Annotated in this window: 25 protein-coding genes; 23 read left to right on the top strand and 2 right to left on the bottom strand. The window is 38.5% G+C overall.

The features are described 5' to 3' along the window. Nucleotides 1–132: 132 nt before the first annotated feature. Nucleotides 133–1035, bottom strand: coding sequence for a hypothetical protein (locus MKX83_RS21075; RefSeq protein ID WP_341057653.1), 903 nt, complete (start codon nt 1033–1035; stop codon nt 133–135). A gap of 361 nt (nt 1036–1396) precedes the next feature. Here MKX83_RS21075 and MKX83_RS21070 point away from each other — a divergent pair, with 361 nt between their 5' ends. The 18 genes from MKX83_RS21070 (at nt 1397) to hpf (ending at nt 16212) form a co-directional block, all read left to right on the top strand. Continuing rightward, entirely contained in the window at nt 1397–2236 is an 840-nt protein-coding gene (locus tag MKX83_RS21070; RefSeq protein ID WP_095371821.1) for a DegV family protein, read from the top strand. Nucleotides 2237–2319: 83 nt separating this feature from the next. Beyond that, nucleotides 2320–3807 (top strand): DEAD/DEAH box helicase, encoded by a 1488-nt coding sequence (locus MKX83_RS21065; protein WP_341057651.1) that lies wholly within the window; start codon nt 2320–2322, stop codon nt 3805–3807. Beyond that, on the top strand, nt 3800–4483 hold the full coding sequence (locus MKX83_RS21060; RefSeq protein ID WP_340976514.1) for a ComF family protein: 684 nt from the start codon (nt 3800–3802) through the stop codon (nt 4481–4483). The genes MKX83_RS21065 and MKX83_RS21060 overlap by 8 nt, the downstream gene beginning before the upstream one ends. A gap of 58 nt (nt 4484–4541) precedes the next feature. Further along, nucleotides 4542–4949, top strand: coding sequence for a TIGR03826 family flagellar region protein (locus tag MKX83_RS21055; RefSeq protein WP_095371824.1), 408 nt, complete (start codon nt 4542–4544; stop codon nt 4947–4949). A gap of 146 nt (nt 4950–5095) precedes the next feature. Further along, the gene (flgM, locus tag MKX83_RS21050; RefSeq protein WP_095371825.1) at nt 5096–5371 is read left to right on the top strand and encodes a flagellar biosynthesis anti-sigma factor FlgM; all 276 of its coding nucleotides are present in this window, start codon (nt 5096–5098) and stop codon (nt 5369–5371) included. Nucleotides 5372–5383: 12 nt separating this feature from the next. Continuing rightward, entirely contained in the window at nt 5384–5866 is a 483-nt protein-coding gene (locus tag MKX83_RS21045) for a flagellar protein FlgN (RefSeq protein WP_095371826.1), read from the top strand. Nucleotides 5867–5890: 24 nt separating this feature from the next. Continuing rightward, on the top strand, nt 5891–7750 hold the full coding sequence (gene flgK / locus MKX83_RS21040) for a flagellar hook-associated protein FlgK (RefSeq protein WP_341057646.1): 1860 nt from the start codon (nt 5891–5893) through the stop codon (nt 7748–7750). 14 nt (nt 7751–7764) lie between these two features. Then, nucleotides 7765–8817 (top strand): flagellar hook-associated protein FlgL, encoded by a 1053-nt coding sequence (gene flgL, locus MKX83_RS21035; protein ID WP_341057644.1) that lies wholly within the window; start codon nt 7765–7767, stop codon nt 8815–8817. Nucleotides 8818–8880: 63 nt separating this feature from the next. Continuing rightward, on the top strand, nt 8881–9459 hold the full coding sequence (locus MKX83_RS21030; RefSeq protein ID WP_289434657.1) for a DUF6470 family protein: 579 nt from the start codon (nt 8881–8883) through the stop codon (nt 9457–9459). A gap of 12 nt (nt 9460–9471) precedes the next feature. Continuing rightward, nucleotides 9472–9924, top strand: a complete 453-nt coding sequence (fliW, locus tag MKX83_RS21025) for a flagellar assembly protein FliW (RefSeq protein ID WP_251162133.1) — start codon at nt 9472–9474, stop codon at nt 9922–9924. Next, complete coding sequence (gene csrA, locus MKX83_RS21020; protein WP_251162132.1) at nt 9912–10139, top strand: carbon storage regulator CsrA; 228 nt, start codon at nt 9912–9914, stop codon at nt 10137–10139. The genes fliW and csrA overlap by 13 nt, the downstream gene beginning before the upstream one ends. A gap of 254 nt (nt 10140–10393) precedes the next feature. Then, nucleotides 10394–11587 carry a flagellin N-terminal helical domain-containing protein gene (locus MKX83_RS21015; protein WP_289434655.1) on the top strand — a complete coding sequence of 398 codons (1194 nt, stop codon included), beginning with the start codon at nt 10394–10396 and terminating at the stop codon, nt 11585–11587. 205 nt (nt 11588–11792) lie between these two features. Continuing rightward, complete coding sequence (locus MKX83_RS21010; protein WP_224937149.1) at nt 11793–12143, top strand: flagellar protein FlaG; 351 nt, start codon at nt 11793–11795, stop codon at nt 12141–12143. A gap of 125 nt (nt 12144–12268) precedes the next feature. After that, entirely contained in the window at nt 12269–14368 is a 2100-nt protein-coding gene (gene fliD / locus MKX83_RS21005; protein WP_341057630.1) for a flagellar filament capping protein FliD, read from the top strand. 11 nt (nt 14369–14379) lie between these two features. Then, nucleotides 14380–14778, top strand: a complete 399-nt coding sequence (gene fliS / locus MKX83_RS21000; protein WP_095371835.1) for a flagellar export chaperone FliS — start codon at nt 14380–14382, stop codon at nt 14776–14778. Next, a complete protein-coding gene (locus MKX83_RS20995; protein ID WP_251162128.1) occupies nt 14775–15125 on the top strand; it encodes a hypothetical protein in 351 nt (116 codons plus the stop codon). The genes fliS and MKX83_RS20995 overlap by 4 nt, the downstream gene beginning before the upstream one ends. Before the next feature lie 9 nt (nt 15126–15134). Then, nucleotides 15135–15512 (top strand): hypothetical protein, encoded by a 378-nt coding sequence (locus MKX83_RS20990; protein ID WP_180316929.1) that lies wholly within the window; start codon nt 15135–15137, stop codon nt 15510–15512. 151 nt (nt 15513–15663) lie between these two features. Next, the gene (hpf, locus tag MKX83_RS20985) at nt 15664–16212 is read left to right on the top strand and encodes a ribosome hibernation-promoting factor, HPF/YfiA family (RefSeq protein WP_095371838.1); all 549 of its coding nucleotides are present in this window, start codon (nt 15664–15666) and stop codon (nt 16210–16212) included. Between the two features lie 127 nt (nt 16213–16339). Here the strand turns inward: hpf and MKX83_RS20980 are convergent, their stop codons facing one another. Further along, the gene (locus MKX83_RS20980) at nt 16340–16987 is read right to left on the bottom strand and encodes a GntR family transcriptional regulator (protein WP_095371839.1); all 648 of its coding nucleotides are present in this window, start codon (nt 16985–16987) and stop codon (nt 16340–16342) included. A gap of 214 nt (nt 16988–17201) precedes the next feature. Here MKX83_RS20980 and MKX83_RS20975 point away from each other — a divergent pair, with 214 nt between their 5' ends. From MKX83_RS20975 to MKX83_RS20955, 5 genes are read left to right on the top strand one after another with little or no spacing between them, the layout of a single operon-like run. Further along, complete coding sequence (locus MKX83_RS20975) at nt 17202–18176, top strand: metallophosphoesterase family protein (RefSeq protein ID WP_328198148.1); 975 nt, start codon at nt 17202–17204, stop codon at nt 18174–18176. Continuing rightward, the gene (locus tag MKX83_RS20970) at nt 18173–18958 is read left to right on the top strand and encodes a tyrosine-protein phosphatase (protein ID WP_341052199.1); all 786 of its coding nucleotides are present in this window, start codon (nt 18173–18175) and stop codon (nt 18956–18958) included. The genes MKX83_RS20975 and MKX83_RS20970 overlap by 4 nt, the downstream gene beginning before the upstream one ends. Nucleotides 18959–18980: 22 nt before the next feature. Beyond that, nucleotides 18981–19805: a metallophosphoesterase family protein gene (locus MKX83_RS20965; RefSeq protein WP_341057620.1), complete on the top strand. Its 825-nt coding sequence runs from the start codon at nt 18981–18983 to the stop codon at nt 19803–19805. An 18-nt stretch (nt 19806–19823) separates the two neighbouring features. Next, the gene (locus MKX83_RS20960) at nt 19824–20078 is read left to right on the top strand and encodes a hypothetical protein (protein WP_341057618.1); all 255 of its coding nucleotides are present in this window, start codon (nt 19824–19826) and stop codon (nt 20076–20078) included. Beyond that, a complete protein-coding gene (locus tag MKX83_RS20955) occupies nt 20032–21150 on the top strand; it encodes an ABC transporter substrate-binding protein (RefSeq protein WP_341057617.1) in 1119 nt (372 codons plus the stop codon). Before MKX83_RS20960 ends, MKX83_RS20955 begins: the two co-directional genes overlap by 47 nt. Nucleotides 21151–21165 lie beyond the last annotated feature (15 nt).

Here is a 21165-nt window from a genome sequence, read left to right as displayed (position 1 = left end):
GGTCAAGGGAAGGGAAGAAGTCCATTTCATGAAGGGAGAGACATAATTATAAGAAAAATGAGCAATGTAGAAGTTTCGTAGATAATAGGGGAGGAGTAGAACATATGAGTCGCGTGAAAGAAGAAATTGCGATTAAAAAAGAGGACGAGAGCGCAAAAGGTTCGCGACTAGTAAAAGAAGAGAGTGAAAGATAAGTAGGGCAAAGATGAGAATCGCGACTAATAAAAGAAGAAAGTGAAAGATAAGTAGGGAAAAAGTGAGAATCGCGACTAATAAAAGAAGAAAGTGAAAGATAAGTAGGGCAAAGGCAAGAATCGCGACTAATAAAAGAAGAAAGTGAAAGATAAGTAGGGAAAAAGTGAGAATCGCGACTAAAAAAAGAAGAGAGGAGAAGATAAGTAGGGCAAAGGCGAGAATCGCGACTAATAAAAGAAGAAAGTGAAAGATAAGTAGGGCAAAGGCAAGAATCGCGACTAATAAAAGAAGAAAGTGAAAGATAAGTAGGGAAAAAGTGAGAATCGCGACTAAAAAAAGAAGAGAGGAGAAGATAAGTAGGGCAAAGGCGAGAATCGCGACTAATAAAAGAAGAAAGTGAAAGATAAGTAGGGCAAAGGCAAGAATCGCGACTAATAAAAGAAGAAAGTGAAAGATAAGTAGGGAAAAAGTGAGAATCGCGACTAAAAAAAGAAGAGAGGAGAAGATAAGTAGGGCAAAGATGAGAATTGCGACTAATAAAAAAAGAAAGTGAAAGATAAGTAGGGCAAAGGCAAGAATCGCGACTGAAAAAAGAAGAGAGTGAAAGATAAGTAGGGCAAAGGCAAGAATCGCGACTGAAAAAAGAAAGGAGTGAAAGATAAGTAGGGAAAAAGTGAGAATCGCGACTAATAAAAAAAGAGAGTGAAAGATAAGTAGCGTAAAAGCGAGAATCCCGACTAATAAAAGAAGAAAGGAGAAGATAAGTAGCTTAAAAGAAGGAACCGCATTAATTTCTCCGATCCCTCTCGAGTCTAAGATATTCGATATAAATATCGCCAAGTCCCCAAGAAAAGGAACCTGAGCTGAGAGTTGCGACACACATAAAAGGGGGATTATCAAATAAAATGTCTAAATCCTAATTTACTCTAGGTGTTTCATAACTGGATCATGGAGGAAGAGTTGACTCATGACCGGAGAAGGAGCTACCATACAATATACAATCAAAGCCTGCGCTCTTACACTATCGCAAAAGTTAAACCCCAGCCTTCGAGTATGAATCAAACCAACCACCCCAAAAGCCCACCAAAAAGTAAAAGATTTCCCCTTAAACCTCTCTAAACTTAATGCATTTTTATTAACTTTCATATAGAATGGTAACAGAACATATAGTAGAGAAAAAAGTGAAGGAGTCACTCTATTTATGAAAACGGCCGTAGTAACGGATAGTACATCTTATATCACACAAGAATTGAGAGAAAAGCTAAATATTCACATGATCCCGCTGAGTGTGATATTTGGCAATGAATCATATAAAGAAGAAATAGAAATCACTGCAGAAAGTTTTTATGAGGAAGTCAAACATAAGGATTTGCCGAAAACATCACAGCCATCCGTAGGTGATTTTGTCACATTGTTTGAAACGTTGAAGCAAGACTATGATGCCATCATCTCCATCCACTTATCAAGCGGGATTAGTGGCACCTATCAAGGGGCAGTCTCTGCCGGTAATATGGTTGAAGGCATTACCGTCTATCCTTTTGACTCAGAAATTAGCGCACGTGTACAAGGTTTCTATGTCGTCAAAGCAGCCGAAATGGCAGCTGACGGGAAGTCGCCAGCAGAAATTATGGACAAACTGAATGAAATGAAACAATCCATTCGTGCTTATTTCATGGTTGATGATCTGTCACATCTACAAAGAGGTGGCCGCTTATCAAGTGCGCAAGCAATCTTAGGAAGTCTTCTCCAAGTGAAACCATTGCTTCATTTTGAAAATAAGCTCATCGTGCCATTCGAAAAAATCCGTACGCGTAAAAAAGCAATGAAACGAATCGTTGATTTGTTAGCGGAAGATGCAGCGAGTGGAGAAGCTTATGAAGCCTCTATTATTCATGCAAACCGTTTAGAGGAAGCGCAGAAATGGAAGGAAGAGCTAGAAGCACAATTACCGAATGTCACTTTTGGTATAAGCTATTTTGGTGCCGTTATTGGTACACATCTTGGCGAAGGCTCAATGGGTCTTGGCTGGGTAAAAAAGTAATACATCTACTAAGGAGTTATTATCGCAGACAATACGAACCACTGCTGAAATAACTCCTTTTTTTAGCCACGAAAGGAGTCTATATGCGAATACTCATGAAAGATCACCTACTCATCCCCGTATTTCACCACGACTCAGCTTCTTACACTATTACAGAACTTCCGAACATCCCTCACCATAATCACAACCCTACATACCGCTTCAATCCCCAAATTCAGACATTCCTATTTGGTAAACAATTACTGCTAGATGAAATTTCTCACCCTGTAGAAGAATTATTCACCCATGTGAACGAAGGTTATATCACGCTTCGTCGACCCTTCATAAAAGAAGGTAGAAAAATCAAATGTGCTCGCTGTGGCAGTAGTCATCATTTAGCGACATATCCTTGTGCTCGTTGTGGAAATGAGCAATGCCATTATTGTCGCAATTGCTTGATGATGGGGAGAGTGTCGGCTTGTACTCCACTTTTTAGTTGGAATGGACCAAGCCCGAGCACCCTAATAGTCGACCAACCGTTAAAATGGGATGGGACGCTTTCTACAGGACAGCAACAAGCATCTACAGCAGTTGTCGCAGCCATTGATAACAAAAAAGAGTACCTGGTTTGGGCGGTATGTGGCGCAGGTAAAACCGAAGTGCTTTTTGGAGGAATCGCTCATGCACTAAAGCAAGGTCAGCGCGTGTGCCTTGCTACTCCAAGAACAGATGTCGTCTTAGAACTCGCACCCCGTCTGAAAAAAGTGTTTCCCCACACCACGGTTGCCGCACTGTATGGTGGAAGTGAAGACCGGCACCTTTTTGCCAATCTAGTCATCAGTACAACACATCAGTTATTCCGCTTTTATCGTGCTTTTGATACAGTCATTGTTGATGAAGTGGATGCCTTTCCTTACACAATGGATGCCACACTCCAGTATGCTGTTCAGCAAGCGAAAAAGTCTGCAGCTGCCACGATTTATTTAACAGCTACTCCTTCAAGGAAGTGGCAAAAAGAATGTCGGCAAAATAAAAGAGCATATATGACCATCCCTGCTCGTTTCCATCGCTTTCCTTTACCGATTCCTCAATTTAAATGGATTGGACAATGGACAATCCCCCTAAAAAACGCCCGTCTCCCTTTTGTGTTAAAAAAATGGTTACAGCAACGCATTGAAAAAGAGAAACAGGTTTTGCTGTTTATTCCTAAAATTAAGCTAATAGATGATATGCTACCTCTCATACAAAAACTTCATCCTAAAGTGGAGGCAGTGCATGCGGAAGATCCTTTACGAAAAGAAAAAGTCCAGAAAATGAGAAAGCAAGAGACGCTTATTTTACTCACAACGACGATTTTAGAAAGAGGAGTGACTTTTCCTCATATAGATGTTGCTGTATTAGGAGCAGAAGAGCGTATTTTCACAGAAAGTGCGCTTGTTCAAATAGCTGGAAGGGTTGGGAGAAGTGTTGAGGCACCAACAGGGGATGTTGTTTTTTTTCATTATGGTAAAACAACTGCAATGGTACGGGCTAAAAAGCAAATACTGCAAATGAATAAAGAAGCAAAACAAAGGGGCTTACTTCATGAATAGCTGTCTCTATTGTCAAAAAGAAATGCAACTTCCTGGTGGATTTCAAGCATTGTTTCAAAAAGCTGCGCAGTCATTTTGGTGTGAAGACTGTATAGCAAAATGGACATTTATCAAAGGTCCCACTTGCCCAACTTGCCACCGGTGGATGGAAACGGCTGAAATCTGTCTCGACTGTAAGAAGTGGCAGGCGGATCCAATATATAGCGGTTGTCTGGACGAGAATATTTCTGTATTAGCATACAACTCTTTTTGTCAGCAAGTGCTCGCTCAATATAAGTATCGTGGCGATTATATCCTCGCAGTTGCAATTGCTGATTTGCTAAAATCCAAATTAAAACAAATAAGCTTTGATCTTATTACACCGATTCCGCTGAGTGAAGAAAGACGCTATGAAAGAGGGTTCAATCAATCAGAAGCACTGATCACCGCATTAGGCAAAAAGCCCACCATTCTCCTCACCCGTATGCATACAGAAAAACAATCGAAGAAAACAAGAAAGGAAAGATTAGAGACACCACAAGTTTTTCGATTCACGGGACAACAAGAAATAAGCGGGAAGAAAGTGTTAATCGTCGACGATATTTATACAACAGGTACGACTCTTTATCATGCAGCTAAATTGCTAAAAGAGGCAGGAGCAAGTGAGGTTCGATCATTGACGATGGCAAGAAGTTAAAAAAGTTAGCCGATGCTGACGATATATAGAATAGAAGCTATCAGTAGAGGTGAAAAGAATGGCGGAGATCGCAAACTGCCCTAGATGTAATGCCTTATTTATGAAAAATCAAGTCAGCACCATTTGCCAAGCGTGTTTTAAAAAAGAAGAAGAAGCATACGAAGTCGTATATGCCTTTCTAAGGAAAAGAGAAAATCGTGCTGCTACTATGCAAAGAATAACAGAAGCAACAGGAGTAGAGGAGTGGCTCCTGCAGAAGTTTGTTCGATCAGGTCGATTAAAGGTGGCGCAATTTCCCCAGCTAGGCTATCCTTGCGATCAGTGTGGTACATTAATTCAAGAAGGAAGAATTTGTGAGTCTTGTCGCAAAGCATTACAAAAAGAATTAGAGCAATTTGAACGAGAGCAGGATCGGATAAAAGAAAGAGAGAGAACCTACTATTCTTATAGAGGTAAACAGTCTTAAAGAAGGAAGTCTAAAGAACTAATGTTTACTTTCGGAACGATAGTATGTATGTAAAATTTACTAAAAGTGTAATATCACTTTAAACTCATTCTATTTATACCGATAATAGGAGTAATAAAAGGGACGAAGAAAGCGGGGGATTTATAATGAAGGTTAATCATTTTAACGCGGCAAACCAGGTCAATCCCTACCAACGCCAAGCGAATATGACAAAGCAAGTAGAACAAGCGAAAACGAATCAAGCAGATAAACTCGAAATTTCTTCAAAAGCATTAGAAATGCAAAAAACATCACAATCAGATCCTGCTCGCCAAGCGAAGGTGGAGCAATTAAAAATGCAAGTGGAAAATGGTACGTATCATGTTGATGCGAATGAATTGGCGAAAAGCCTAGTTCAACATTTTCAACAAAAACGCTCTTAAGGAGGGTGTGGTATGTCTGCAGAAGCACTTCTCACTGCGATGGAACGCTTAATATCTTATCATCAAAGCCTTTATGAGCTTGCAGGCCAGAAGACAGATATGATTAAAAAGGGCGATATGGCTGCATTAGATCAGATGCTAAAAGATGAACAAACCCATGTCGCAACAATAAAGAAGCTTGAACAAGCGCGTATCCAGATTGCAGCAAGTCTTGTTCCTAGTATCGATAAGCCAACAATAGCAGACTGTATATTAGTACTGGAACAACATGAACAACAAGCTTTACTTGAAAAAAGAGAGCAGTTATCATCCGTTATTGACAAATTAAAAGAGAAAAATCAATTGAATCAACAACTGATTTATCACTCCTTACAATATGTGAATTTATCTATGAATCTCGTCAATCCGAAAGCAGCTGCGCAAAATATGAATTATATTCATCCGCAAAAAGCGAAATCTCAAGCTGCAACAGGAATGTTCCAGTCTAAAGTGTAGGATAGAGAAAAGAGAGGAAACGTTATGAAATCTACTTTTATGGGGTTAGAAACGGCGAAGAGAGCCATACATACACAACAAAGTGCACTCTATACAACCGGGCATAATATTGCCAATGCGAATACTGTAGGATATACGAGACAACGGGTGAACTTTACACAAACAAATGCTTTTCCGTCTGTTGGAATGAATGCGCCATACATGCCAGGACAAATTGGAACGGGTGTTCAGGCAGGATCGGTTCAACGCATACGCGAAGACTATTTGGATGTACAGTACCGTAATGAGCACAATAAATTCGGTTATTGGAATACGAGAAGCAGTGAGCTTTCCCGAATTGAAAGTGTCATGAATGAGCCGTCAGATACTGGCCTTGCGAATACATTAGATCAATTTTGGAATGCTTTGCAAGACTTATCAACTAACCCTGAAGATTCAGGTGCTCGTTCGGTTGTTCGTCAGCGTGGGATTGCCGTGAGTGACACTTTTAATTATTTGGCAGGACAACTGAGCGCTCAGAAAGCAGATGTCGGTGAGCAAATTGATATGAATGTGAAAACAATTAATTCAATCCTCACACAAATTAACCAGATCAATGAGCAAATTGCCAGCGTAGAACCACATGGCTATTTGCCGAATGATTTATATGATAAAAGGGATGTACTTGTTGATCAACTCTCAGGCTTAGTCAACATTAAAGTGAGTGCTACACCAAGTGGTGGGAATGCAAGTAGTCAAGCTGCTGGGAAATATTCGATTGAATTAGTCGATGGGAATGGTAAAAGTGTCGGTACTTTACTCGATGGGAAAAATGATATCGTCCAATCATTGAGTGTCAAAAAAGACCCTGAAACACAAGCTGTTGCTAGTTTGCAAATCGGTAATAAATCGATGGCTGCATCAGATTTTACTTCGAAAGGGAGCTTACTTGCGAATATAGATATGTACGGCAAAATAGATGCCACTGGGAAGGAAACAGGTGTTTATTCTGATATGCTTGCGAATCTGGACTTAATGGCTTTCCGCTTTGCCACGGCCTTTAATGCTGTCCATCAAAGTGGCTGGAGTTTATCTGAAATTGAGAGCGGCGTTAAGAACGGTGTGGACTTCTTTGAAATTGGCGATAATGCAGCAGGGGCAGCAGCCAGTATAAAAGTGTCTGATTCAATCATGAATAATTTAAATCATATTGCCGCTTCCTCAAGTAGTGAGTTATTTACGGGTTCTATTACGAAACATGCGGACAACCCATCGACTGGTAACCCAACGATTCTGGGTGCGTTCAGTGGTATTCAAACATATGATACCCCGCCGATCACGATTAGTGAGGCAAAAATTGAGTTGACTTATGATAATGGCTCATGGAAGTACTCCGCTTATGATTTAGACGGCAACCCAATAGCTGACCATCAAAATCAAGCAGTGAAAGAAAATATGAATCTCTTTGGCCTTAAAATCGATACTAGTACAATCTCTAATTTACAATCTGGTTCTACTTGGTCATTTGAGTTAACAGGTATTGGACAAAATCCTTCGAGTGAAAGTTTTGTTGGCGACGGTTCTAATGCAGTTGCTCTGGCAAATGTAAAAGACATGATGCTCGATTTTAATGGATCAGATACAAATATGATGAGCTTCTACCAAGGGATGATTGGGGAGTTAGGAGTAACTACACAAGAGGCAAATCGAATGACGGAAAATGCTGCTACGCTAGCCGACACGGTCCAATTTAACCGTTCTTCTGTAAGTTCGGTCTCTCTTGATGAAGAAATGTCCAATATGATCATGTTTCAACATGCTTATAGTGCAGCGGCTAGACAAATCACTGCAATAGACGAAATGCTTGATACCATCATTAATGGTATGGGCAGAGTTGGAAGATAAGGAGGTAATGACTGATGCGCGTAACACAATCCATGCTTTCACAAAATTCACTAAAACATATTCAAAACAACTATCAAAAGCTTGGTAAGTTAGAAGAGCAGTTATATACCGGCAAAAAAGTGAATCGCCCGTCTGATGATCCTGTAGCAGCGATGAAAGGGGTCAATTACCGTTCCCAAGTAACGGCTGTATCCCAATATCAACGCAATTTAGGTGAAGTATATAACTGGATGGATAATACGGAATCGGCACTGGATGAAACGAATAAAATTATCCAACGTATCCGTGATCTTACGGTACAGGCTTCCAGTGATTCATATGATGCGGGTCAACGTAAGAACGTGGCTAGTGAAATTGAACAGCTGCGAAATCAATTAGAGACGATCGCCAATACAAAAGTGAATAATAAGTATATTTTTAACGGCTCAGATACAACGAATAAGCCAGTAGATTTAAAGAAAATTGATCAAAATGTTGATATCAGCACAATTGATGCGAATAATGCCAAGGATTATGTACTTTTCGATGAGAAGGGTAGTCAGCTTGTTTGGAATGAATCTTCGAATGCATTTAAAGCTCAAGATGGCACTGAAATCGGATTCCCGATACCAGATTCTTTTGTAGCGAAAGAAAAAGGAGCGGTTGCTAGCAATGCTGAAGGCGTAAAAATTGAAGTTTCTTCAGGCATTCATCTCGATGTGAATAGTAAGCCGCAAAATGTCTTTTCATTAGATTTATTTAAAGATATTGGCAACTTAATTGATAAGTTGAAATCACCTGATACAACAGCGGATGATTTATCTGGGGAGCTGGATATGATTGATCATCACCATAATAATGTAATCTCTGAAATGGCAGATATCGGTGCTAAATCTAATCGAGTAGAGATGGTGGAAAGTCGTTTAGGGAATCAAGAGATACTTGCCAAAACCATGATGTCTAATAACGAAGATATCGATGCAGAGAAGGTCATTATTGAATTAACATCCCAAGAAGCTCTCCACCGTGCTTCTTTAGCAGTAGGAGCAAGCATTATTCAACCAACATTAATGGACTTTTTACGATAAAAAACGCTGACGACGGTTCATCTCTATAGATGGGCCGCTCGTCATGTAAAGAGCGGTGAATCTATGCATACACCTTATTTAGAAATAACGACAAAACAAGCGCAACTTGGTATCAATTATTATCAACCTGTGATGAAAATCAAACAGTCGCAAGCAGACGTTTCGATGCATCAGCCACCAGCTAAGCTTACCATTAGTCATGAAGCATCCCGGCTTTTTATTGATCAATCAGAGGCGCGAGCTGACCTGGATAATAAAGGGGCAGGCAGGCGAGTCGCAGAGGCGGCTGAACAGGCAAAGATGACGGCAATAACAGGGATCTCTAGGCGAGTCCGTGAAGGTGATGCGATGATGAAAATTGAGAACGGAGCAGGCGCCATCCCACAAATTGCGAAACAAAATAGTGAGCCCAACCAAAAGACACCAGGGATCGGCTATTTACCAAAAAACCATTTCCGGGTACAAATCGATTATGATCCAGGGAACGTCGATGTGAACGTAACCCCGCAAACGCCAGCCATTGATGTAAGTATCAATCGACCACAAATCGCTCATGAAAACTGGCAAGCACAAATTTATTTACAGCAAAAAGAAGCGATTAACTTTGAACTAAGAGATTTTCAAGTGGATCAGCTTATTTAAGGAAGTGTTACGATGAAAATTGAGACAAAATATCAAGGGACAGTGGAAGTGTCAGCAGAGCAACACCTTCATTTTCCGGTAGGCTTGCCAGGGTTTCCAGAAGAACAGCAATATGTGCTTCTTCCCTTTTTAGAAGAACTCCCTTATTTTATTTTACAATCAATCAATACGGCAGAGTTAGCGTTTGTCGTTGTCGACCCGTATGCCTTTTTTGCTGATTACGAATTTCAGCTCAATGAAGCATCGCAACATGCGCTGCAAATTGAACAACCGGAAGACGTAGCTACTTTTGTTATTCTCACATTGAAGGAACCGTTTAAGTCATCAACGGCGAATTTGCAAGGTCCATTGGTGATTAATATGAAAAAACGAATGGGGAAACAGCTTGTCTTAAATGATGCGCGCTACAAGACAAAGCATCCGTTATTCCAGCTGAAGGAGGAGGATGCCTCATGCTCGTACTAACCCGTCGCAAAAACGAATCGATTATCATTAATGAAAACATCGAAATCACGATCGTCGCTGTCGAAGGAGACCAAATCAAACTTGGCATCCAAGCACCAAAAGACATCGACATCTACAGAAAAGAAGTTTACCTACAAATTCAGACAGAAAACAACGAAGCCGCGCAAAACCCTGTTGATTTAATGGCACTATTGAAACATAATACTGAGAAATAAACCGGTTGGAGATATCGATTTATTTTTTTTTTATTTGTTTAATGATAAACAAACGAAACAAGAATACATGTTGAAGTAATGATAAGGGAAGTAATCGGAAGGCAATAGAGACAAGTAATTTCTTAATTATTAATTTAATTATAAAAAAGTATTAAACAAACTTTATAGCACTCCGATAATAAATAAGAATAAAGCGACAAGCTTTACTTCAATCCACAAGGACGTGGAAAAATACAACTCATGGAGGAATTCAAATGATTATCAACAATAATATTTCAGCATTAAACACGTATCGTCAATTAGGCGTAAACAACAATGCAAACGCTAAAGCGATGGAGAAATTATCTTCAGGTCTTCGTATTAACCGTGCAGGAGATGACGCAGCAGGTCTTGCAATCTCTGAAAAAATGCGCGCGCAAATCCGCGGTTTAGACCAAGCTAGCCGTAACTCTCAAGATGGTATCTCAATGATCCAAACTGCTGAAGGAGCGCTACAAGAATCACAAAACATTCTTCAACGTATGCGTGAACTTGCTACACAAGCAGCCAATGACTCAAACGTTGGATCTGACCGTGAAGAAATCCAAAAAGAAATCAACCAATTAACTTCAGAAATCAACCGTATCGGTAATACAACAGAATTCAATACACAAAAATTAATCGATGGTGGAAAAGATGGATCAGAAGCAGTAGCGGCTGTTGCTGGAACAACATCATTTGTTGCAGCTACTGGTGCTGACGGCAGTCTAACCATTGATGGTACTGACATTACTATTGATGCTGCTGATGATTTAGCTGCCATTGTAGGTAAAATTAATGGAGAAGCAGAATTAACTGCAAAATATACTGCTGAAATTGATCCTGATGATAATACAAAAATATTATTAACTCAAAAGGCTGGCCAAGAGTCTGCAACTGCAGCAACTGTAGTTGGTGGAACTGATGTTGTTAATACAGCTGGAGTAGAAGGAAAAGCTGCTGGAGCAGGTTCTAGCATTACATTCCAAATTGGTGCAAACGAAAACCAAAGCATGAGCATCAATATCTCTGATATGAGAGCATCTGCTTTAGGAATCACTACTAATGATACTACTGATGCTAAATTAGGTGTAACTGACGGAACAAGCTCAACAATCCAAGAATCTGCTCTAAGTGTATTAACTCACGAAGATGCAGCTGCAGCGGTTACTAAATTCCAAGAAGCAATTGATAAAGTATCTGCAGAGCGTTCTAAACTAGGTGCTAGCCAAAACCGCCTAGAGCACACAATCTCTAACTTAAACAACTCTTCCGAAAACCTTCAAGCAGCTGAATCACGTATTCGTGACGTAGATATGGCTAAAGAAGTTATGGAAATGACACGTACAAACATTCTTTCTCAAGCTTCTCAAGCGATGCTTGCGCAAGCAAATCAAAAACCACAAGCGGTTCTTCAATTATTAGGTTAATTCGTCGCTTATTGGTATTTTCATCTAAGAAGTCTCAGCTTTGTCTGGGGCTTCTTTTTGTCTTTTTAGGCAAAAAGACCTTATGTATAAGAAAAAGGTCGCTGTTTTTTCTCTAATAAAAACCGAACTTTAGATTGATAGAGAGCCTTATGGTTGTTTCCGATATAAAGAGAAAATAGGTGATTTCGGTAAGGGGCGAATAGGGATGAGAGTAGAGTCGAATATGAGAATGATGGTGGACTCGCCTTTTGTTATTCAGCAGAAAGAAAAAAGCCAACATGAAAGAAATTTTACAATAAAAGATAAAGCAAAGATGTCTGCTCCTGAAGTACAAAAAGACTTCTTGCAATCAAAGGTGGAGCAGGCAAATAGTCATTTGCAGACGCATTATACTTCGGTACAGTTCCAATTACATGAAAAGCTCGATCGCTATTATGTAGAAGTCGTTGATGCAGATACAAAAGAAGTCGTTCGTGAAATACCTCCGAAGGATTTCCTCGATATGATTGCAGAAATGACAGAATTTCAAGGACTGATGGTGGATCAAAAAGTCTAGAAGCTACTGGCTGATGCTAGTGGCTTTTTATTCGTGAACAGTGGCAATTAGTCAAATTTTTACTGTAAACGATAGGACTATAGTCGATATAATAAATAGATAGAGAGAAAAGGGGACGGATGGTCATGGCGAATTTTCGAATAGGTGGTTTAGCATCTGGTTTAGATACAGAATCCTTAATTAATGATTTAATGAGAGTACAGAGAGTGCCGATTGATAAATTGTCACAAAAGAAACAAACGCTCGAATGGCAGCGCGATTCATATAGAGATATTAACTTAAAACTAGCCTCATTCCGTGATATGACTTTAAATATGCGCTTGCAATCTTCATTTTTATCAAAAATTACGACTTCTTCTAATAGCAACAAAGTCACAGCAACGGCAGATTCGACAGCAGGGAACGGATCTTATACATTGTCTGCCGTGAGTAGATTGGCGACTTCTGCTACGAATGCGAGTGCGGGAAGAATAACTAGTACAGATGAAAAACTAGATACAACGAAAAGTCTATATAGCCAAAAGGACATTTTTGAAAATAGTTCATTTGATTGGAAGAGTACCGAACAAAGTATAAACGAAGAAATCACAGTAAAGAAAGCAGGAACCGAATTTTCATTACAAAAGCTTGGTAAGCATAATATAGAACAAATGGATAGTGTTACAGTTGGTACAGACAACTACCAAGTGGTGACGAGCCTAGATGACTTAGATGCTAGTCAAAAGCAAGTGTTTGTAGGTGAGAAAACAGGCAAAATGACTTTCAGCCAACAAATTCCCGCCGACAGTAAAATTGAAGTGGAATACAGTATGGTTCAAAAAGATACAATTTCTGTTGGCTCTGCAACAAAAGAAGTGCAACTTTCACAAATAGGGATCACAGAATTTGAGGATAGCATTACTTTTACATGGGACAAAAAAGATGCAGCTGGTAACATCATTAAAGACACGAATGGTGACCCAATAAAAGAAACGAAAACATTTACTGCTGGTACGGATATGAATAATCTAGCAGAAGATCAATTTTATTTAGATAAAGAAACAGGCAAAATCACTTTCGGCTCTGACCTACAAGCAGGTGCAAAAGCGGAAGTGAGTTATGACCACCAATACTTTGAATTCAGTATGTCTACATACAATGAAACAGGTGAAGTGAGCCAAACATTTACTTTCGATGCCCGTGATTCTTTAACGACAGTGATCGATAAAGTGAATAAATCGTCCTTAGGTGTCAATATGTTTTATGACCAACATTCTGATAAAGTAACGATTGCCCGAACGTCAACAGGTGATTTTAATCAAAGTGGCGATGGGAAAGAGATTTCTTTTAATGGTAGTCCGTTTTTAAATAATGTTCTAAAACTTGATAGCAATAATGAAAAAGGTGGAGAAAATGCGAAGTTTACTTTAAATGGTTTAGAAACGGAGAGAACCTCTAATACGTTTACAGTAAACGGTGTTTCTTTTACTTTGAAGGATACATTTGATGCTGTTAATGGCGATTCGCCTGTTACAATCTCAATCAATAACGACACCGATCAAGCCGTAGAAAAAATCAAAGAATTCGTAGAAAAATACAATGAATTAATAGATAATATACAAGGACAGTTATCTGAAGAAAAATATCGTGATTATGCACCGTTAACAAGTGAGCAACGTGAGGCGATGTCTGAGAAGGATATTGAGCTTTGGGAAGAAAAAGCGAAAAGCGGTTTACTTCGTTCAGATCAACAATTAAGTAGTTTACTAAGTAATATGCGGATGAACTTTTATACACCGCTAGAAGGTGCTACGAGTGAATATAACCAGCTGTCAGCTATTGGTATTACCACAACGAAAAATTATTTAGAAGGTGGTAAGCTTGAAATCAATGAAGATAAGCTGAAGGAAGCATTGGAAAATGATGCAGAAGGTGTATTTAATTTGTTTGCAGCAGATGGGGATACACTTGGTGAACAAGGTATTTCTAGACGATTGCGAGATACCGTTACACAATCAATCGATGCGCTTACCTTAAAAGCGGGTAATGGCATGAAGACAAATAGTCAATTTACTATTGGAAAAAATTTAGATGATATCAATAATCGTATAACTGAACTAGAATCGAAATTAGCAGATAAAGAGCAAAGGTATTGGTCACAATTTGCAGCGATGGAGACCCAAATGCAAAAAATGAATGAGCAAATGAATTATATGCTCACACAATTCGGTTATAGCTCGCAATAAGGAGTGAAAAGATGACAACCAACCCGTACCAAAAATATCAACAAACTTCTATTAATACAGCCACACCGGCAGAACTAACGATGATGCTTTACAACGGTTGTTTGAAGTTTATTAGCATTGCCAAGCAAGCAATGGAGCAAGGTGAAGTTGCAAAGCGCAATGAAAATATGCAGAAGGCGCAAAACATCATACAAGAATTTATGGTGACACTCAATCAAGAGGTTGAAATATCTAGTGATCTGCTACGAATCTATGATTATGTGTTGAGAACCTTAGTTGACGCCAATACACGCAATGATCTAACAGCCTTAAAAGAAGCGGAATCAATGATTATGGATCTTCGTAATACATGGAAAGAAATGATGTTAGCGCAGAAAAAACCTCAAATGGTTAGCAGTGAACAATCATGACAGCGACAACTGATTTGATCGTTTGTACGCGTGAGTTATTGCTTCATTTAAACCAAGGCTTACCTGAACATGAACGAGAAGCTTACATAAAGAAGACGGATGATTTGCTTGATCAACGATTTATTTTAATGAGACAAGTTGATTTTCAGTCAACAGAAGCTCAGAAGATGAAAGACGTGCTATTGAAGCAGGATCGCGCCATTAAACAATTATTAGATCAGCACCAGCAAATCATTAAGGATGATATCAAAAGATTGAAGGTGCAGAAAGTAAAGAGTAAGCAATATGCGAATCCGTATGAAGCTGTTGGGATGAGCGACGGTGTTTTTTATGATAAACGAAATTAGGTGATGAAGTTGAAGGAGGAGCAGTATATTCTCCTAAGAGAGTATTGTTCTGTGTTAAATACACTAGAAGAAAGCTTTACCTATATTGTAGATAGCTTCACAGATTTAGATAAAGACGATGGTGATGCGCTTCTTTTTGAGGTTATTGATTCTTTTCCACAAATCAAAGCAGTGAACGAGCAATTACTGCATTTGTTTAAGGAAAACAGTGAAATGGTTCATATTATGCATGTGTTTGAAAAGGTGCAGGAACAAGCTGATCGACTGGAGCAAACCATCGGTAACGCGCCAGAAAAACAAGAAATATTACGTGAGCAATTTTTCCCTTTGTTTGCAGCTTGGCACCGAATGATAGACTATGAATTGCAACCTTATTTATTTTCTTAATTACGTTAAAAAGGTTTTAGCAGGACTTTTTACGGGTAACATAGAAATATAGAGTATAGTCTTATTTAAAGACTAGCTGATAAGGATTAGCTGAAGAAGGACAGGCTAAATCATCCTTATGACTCTTATAAAGAGAAGGAGGAGTTCACTTATGAATTTTAACATTCGGGGTGAAAACATTGAGGTAACTCCAGCAATCAGAGACTACGTCGAGAAGAAAATTATGAAGTTGGAAAGATATTTTACTGAAACTCCTAATGTAAATGTAAACGTAAACCTGAAAACCAATAATGATAAAACGTCAAAAGTTGAAGTAACGATTCCGATGACGAATCTTGTACTTCGAGCAGAAGAGGCTCATGCTGATATGTATGCAGCCATCGACTTAATCAACGACAAGTTGGAGAGACAGATTCGTAAACATAAAACGAAAGTCAATCGAAAATTCCGCGAAAAAGGCGGCATTAACGAATTATTCGCTACTTTTGAGGAGCCTGAAGAACACCCAGAAGAAGACAATGACTTAGAGGTCGTTCGCCAAAAGCATTTTGACCTTAAGCCAATGGACAGTGAAGAGGCCATTTTACAAATGAACATGCTCGGCCATAGCTTCTTCGTCTTCACCAACGCAGCCACAAGCTTAACAAACGTTGTATACAAACGAAAAGATGGGCGCTACGGACTCATCGAAGCGCAATAATATAAAAGGAAGCAGGTAGGTGCTATGGCACTGCCTGCTTTTTTCATGTGCGAAAGAAGTTTATACCACAGAAGATAAATACTAGCAGAACATTAATATATCTTCCCTACGTAAGTCGTGCAAGTATTCATATAGCTCCCATTATTAAGATACGTTCTCTAATTTGAGCTCGCCATTCTTTTAGTAGTTCTTTTGTTTGTTCGTATTCCTTTGCTTCAATGGATAGGTAAAGTGCTTCATTATAATGAGCACCAGAAAAAATCCGTTTTTCTGGGTAAAGCAAGTAACTGGCCATAGAACCAATGATGATTTTGTCCATATGCTGATCCATAATTTGAAGCATGATTTGGTTTTGTCCAGCAGCTATGATTTGTCTTATGAATTGTAATGAGTGAGTCGCATAAGAGAAATAACGATCGTTCTCTTTATCTAGTAGTTGTTGCTCTAAATGTTCATTTAAAAGTGATAAATTAAATGAATAAAGCGGATTTGTTTCTACCTTTTCAAGCGCATACATTTGATGGGTGAAAATGACTTCGAACATATCTAGTATCTCTTTAGATGATACTTCCTTCACCATCACACCTCTATTTTTTAAGGAGATCACTAACCCTTCTAGTTCAAGTTTAGCAATCGCATTAGAGATGGGTGTTCGACTCATAGCTAATTCCTCTGATAATTTATATATGGATAGTAGGCTTCCCGGTAGGTATTCGCAAGTAAGAATTTTCGTTCGAATGGTGTGATAAGCGGTATCTATTAAAGATTTTGTCATTGTCCTAATTCCTCTCTGTCTAAATTCATTAATTGAACATCCTATGATTATACAATTATAGCGATGATTTCCTAAGAATACATCTTGTAACCTTTGAATTTACACTAAATTTAAAAATTTCACCAAACTCATAAAATGATTCATGTTAGATTAACATCTTATTAACATGCTAGTTGTATACTTCAGTTGTATTTAAATAAAGGAGGACAACTGGATGCATGTTATAGATCAAAAAAAGCTTGGGACGCAACATTATTTTAAAGAAGATTTTTCTAAGAATGGTAAGAGACCTTGGTTTGGAGACATGTCCACTCACCTTGAAAATGATTTTTCGTTTGCAGTTGTTGGTGATCGCTGTGGGATTACAACACCAGGCATTTTTGAGAAAGGTTTGCAGGTGGTAAAAGGCCTTAATCCTGATTTTGTCCTTTCAGTAGGTGATTTCATTGAAGGTTATTGGGATCAAGAGGAAGCGGCCCATGGAGAGTGGGACTATATTGATCAGTTAATTAAAGAGGTAGACATCCCATTTTATTTAACAGTTGGTAACCATGACTATGGAAATGACACTATGGTTAAAGTTTGGCGTGAGCGAAAAGGTTTTGAGTATTACGCTTTTCGATTAAATGATTATTTATTTTTAGTGCTGAATACAGAGGAAAATCCTTTAGGTATGCCTGAATCTTTTGTAAAGAGTTTTAGGGATATTACCAATCAAGTAGTTGAAAATCCAGCAAAAGCTAGAGGGTACATTGAAGAATTCTTCGGACAAATGACTGAAGGGGCTTCGGAGGAAGATATTGAGAAGGGTAACTTACCTCATATTTCAGATGAGCAATTACAGTTTTTTGCTGAAGTGTTACATGAAAATAATGATGTGAAACATACTTTTGTATTTATGCATAAGCCAGCTTGGAAAACGAAGGATCCTAAGTTCAGCCAATTTGAGAATATGCTTGAATCAAGAATGTATACGATGTTTGCAGGACACCTTCATCAATTGGAAGTAACGAAAAAAAATAACAGAAATTATATTCAAATGGGTCGTACGGGTGCATGTTGGCACGGTGATAGTGTTGGATCGATCGATCATATTCTTTTTGTAACAGTAAAAAATGGCGAAGTTGGTTTTCAAGTTATCGAACTAGATGGTGTCAGTGATTTGGAAAAGTATGAGGTGAATCAATGACAACAACTGGACTTTATTCACAAACTGTTCCCCTAAAAGGGGCTCTGAATTTTCGTGATATGGGAGGGCTCGTTACCGTAGATGGTCGAAAAGTACGAAGAGGCATCTTATATAGAGCGGGAGATTTAAGTGGATTAACAACAGATGATATTGCTCAATTGTCTAAACAAAAGATTAAATATATATTTGACTATCGTAGAGAAGATGAAGCAAATGAAAAACCTGATCCGGAAATTGGTAGTGCCAAGCTTTTACGAGTACCGGTAATCGCTGAGGATAATATCGCCGAGCAAGTATCGAAAGTAAAGAAAAAAGAAGATGTATTCAAACACTATACTAAAGAAACATTTTTAACACTCTATTCTACTTTTCCGGTTCGAAATGCTTCTTACCAAGCTTTGATGAATTTATTAAAAGAACCAGAGAAAAACTTGCCGCTAATCCATCATTGTGCTGGAGGAAGAGATCGAACAGGTATAGGCGCTATGATTATTTTACTTACACTCGGTGTGCCATTTTCAACTGTGATGGAAGATTACCTTTATTCTAATGTTGCTTTAGCCACCTTTCATGAGCAAATGTTTCTGCAGGCAGAAGCAGCACTTGTGGAAGAGGAGTTCTTGCAATTAAAAGCAGCCTTTTTATTGCAAGAAGAATATTTACTTGCAACTAAATCTGCTATAGAAGAAATATACGGCGATTTTGACACTTATTTGTACCTAGAGTTTGGAATAACAAATGAAATAAGGAAAAAAATAAAAGATTTCTGCTTGCAAGAGTAATTTTCTAAAGGGGGAAATGAACATGGATAAATTAAGGTTTGCTCATTTATCAGATACACATATTCTAAGAGAATATAAAGGCAGTTTAATTGAAACATTAACAGGTGTTGACAATAATCCAACTGAAACGTTGAAAGGAATACTACAAGCAATCACACAAGATGAAAAAGCGCCAGATTTCATTTTAATTAGTGGGGACCTTGTTCACGAAGGGACAGTTGAAGATTATGCTTTCTTAGCTAAATTACTAGAAGATCATATCATAGATATTCCTTATTATTTAGCTTTAGGGAATCATGATGTGACAGAAGCTTACTGGGAAGGTATAGGCAACGTAAAAGGAGAGAAGCGGGACTTATTTTACGAAGCAATTATTCAAGGCTATCGCCTAATCGTACTAGATTCTAGCTATGATCATAGTGGAAAAGGTGTAGTGAGTGAGGAACAACTCCAATGGTTAAAGGAGACATTAGCTCAGCCTGCCCCTAATGGTTCGATTGTTGTTGTCCATCATCCATTGGAAGCTGGACATGTGGTCGATGGCCATAGCTTATCGAATTCAGCAGAGGTATTGGCTATTATAAAAAATACCGATGTCAAACTAGTTCTTAGTGGTCATACTCATCAGAATAAAGTAACTACCTATGAAAATATTCTATTATCTGCTGCGGGAGGAACTTCTTTTAGTATGGAAATTGGTCAAGAATTAGCTTCGTTTAATAATCGTACGGGCTATAGCATATGTACATTGGGCGAAAATGGTGCAAGTGTAGAACAAGTTAGGTACCCAGATAAGTTTGATACATTTTTATCAGTAGAATTGAAGCAGATGCTTCAGTATTCTTAAGTGAAGGGGGAGAGGTAAATGGTTAAATTAAAAAGTAAGAGGCTCTTTATTATGCTCATTCTATTGTTAGGTATCGCTTCAGTGTTAAGTGCTTGTAGCTCTTCTGACGCTTCAACCGTCTCACAGGAAATGGGAGAATTAGACCCAGAGAATCCTACAAAGATAACTTTTTATTCTTATAGTTTAGCTGCTCCAACAATGAAAGAGGGTATGGAACATCTAATTAATGAGTTCAATGAAACAATTGGAAAAGAAAAAGGGTGTCATTGTTGAAGGGGTTGCTGATGCCTCTTATCAACAGTTTAAGGCAGATATTGCGGCTGGAAAAGCGGTTGATATTGTTCAACATACTTTTTCAACATTAGATAATTCAAGAGAAACTCTCGGATTCCAAGCTTATGAAGATGTGTTTCCAGCAGAAGAATTAAACAATCATTTCAATGGCATTTCAGATAATGCATTGAGTTTAGGGAAAATTGATGGAAAGACATATGGGTTGGCATTTACATTTAGCACACCGATTGTTTTTATGAATGGAAAATTATTCGAAGAAGCAGGCTTAGATCCAACAAAGCCACCACAAACGTGGGATGAGATTAAGGAATATTCACTTAAAATAAATGAAGCGACAGGCAAAGATGGCTTTGCGTTAGCACCGGATAATGGTTGGACAACTGAAGGTGTGATATTAAGTAATGGAGGCAAAGTACTTTCTGATGATCGTAAGGAAGCGCAATTCGCAAATCAAGAAAGTATTGAAGCGATTGAAATGTGGAAGGATCTCTATCAAAACGGTGCCCATGCAGTTGGGAGTGATACGGAGTTACCCGAGCAATTTATGGCTGGTAATCTAGGAATGTACATTACTTCTACTGCATTGCATAGCGGATTTAAAAATGCTTCCGAAGCAGGTGGCTGGGAACTTTACGGCGCTGGTTTACCATCATTCGGAAACAATCCGTCTGTACCAGTGAACTCTGGAAGTGTTTTAGCTGTTAGACCAGATAATGATGTGAAAAAGGCAGCGGTGTGGGAGTTTATTAAATATGTTACTGGTAATGAAGGCTATACAATCATAACTTCTGAGGTAGGCTATTTACCGCTCAGAACAGAGTTAGCTGATGATCCCAATTATTTAAAAGGATTTATTGACGAAAATCCATTATATAAAATCAACTTGGAGCAATTGAAAAACATCCAACCAGCAGTAATTTGGCCAGCGGAATATGCAACTGAAATGTCCAATATATTTAGAGATGCGATTGTTCAATCGGTTTCAACGGATGCAGATGTAGAAAAAACTTTAAAAGCAGCAGAAGAAGAAATTAACCAATTAATACAATAGGTGTTCATGAGAGAA

The sequence above is a fragment of the Cytobacillus sp. FSL M8-0252 genome, from assembly GCF_038007345.1.
Lineage (GTDB): Bacteria > Bacillota > Bacilli > Bacillales > Cytobacillaceae > Cytobacillus > Cytobacillus kochii.
Note: the sequence above shows the minus strand (reverse complement) of the source record. Positions and strands in the feature narration are given on the sequence as shown.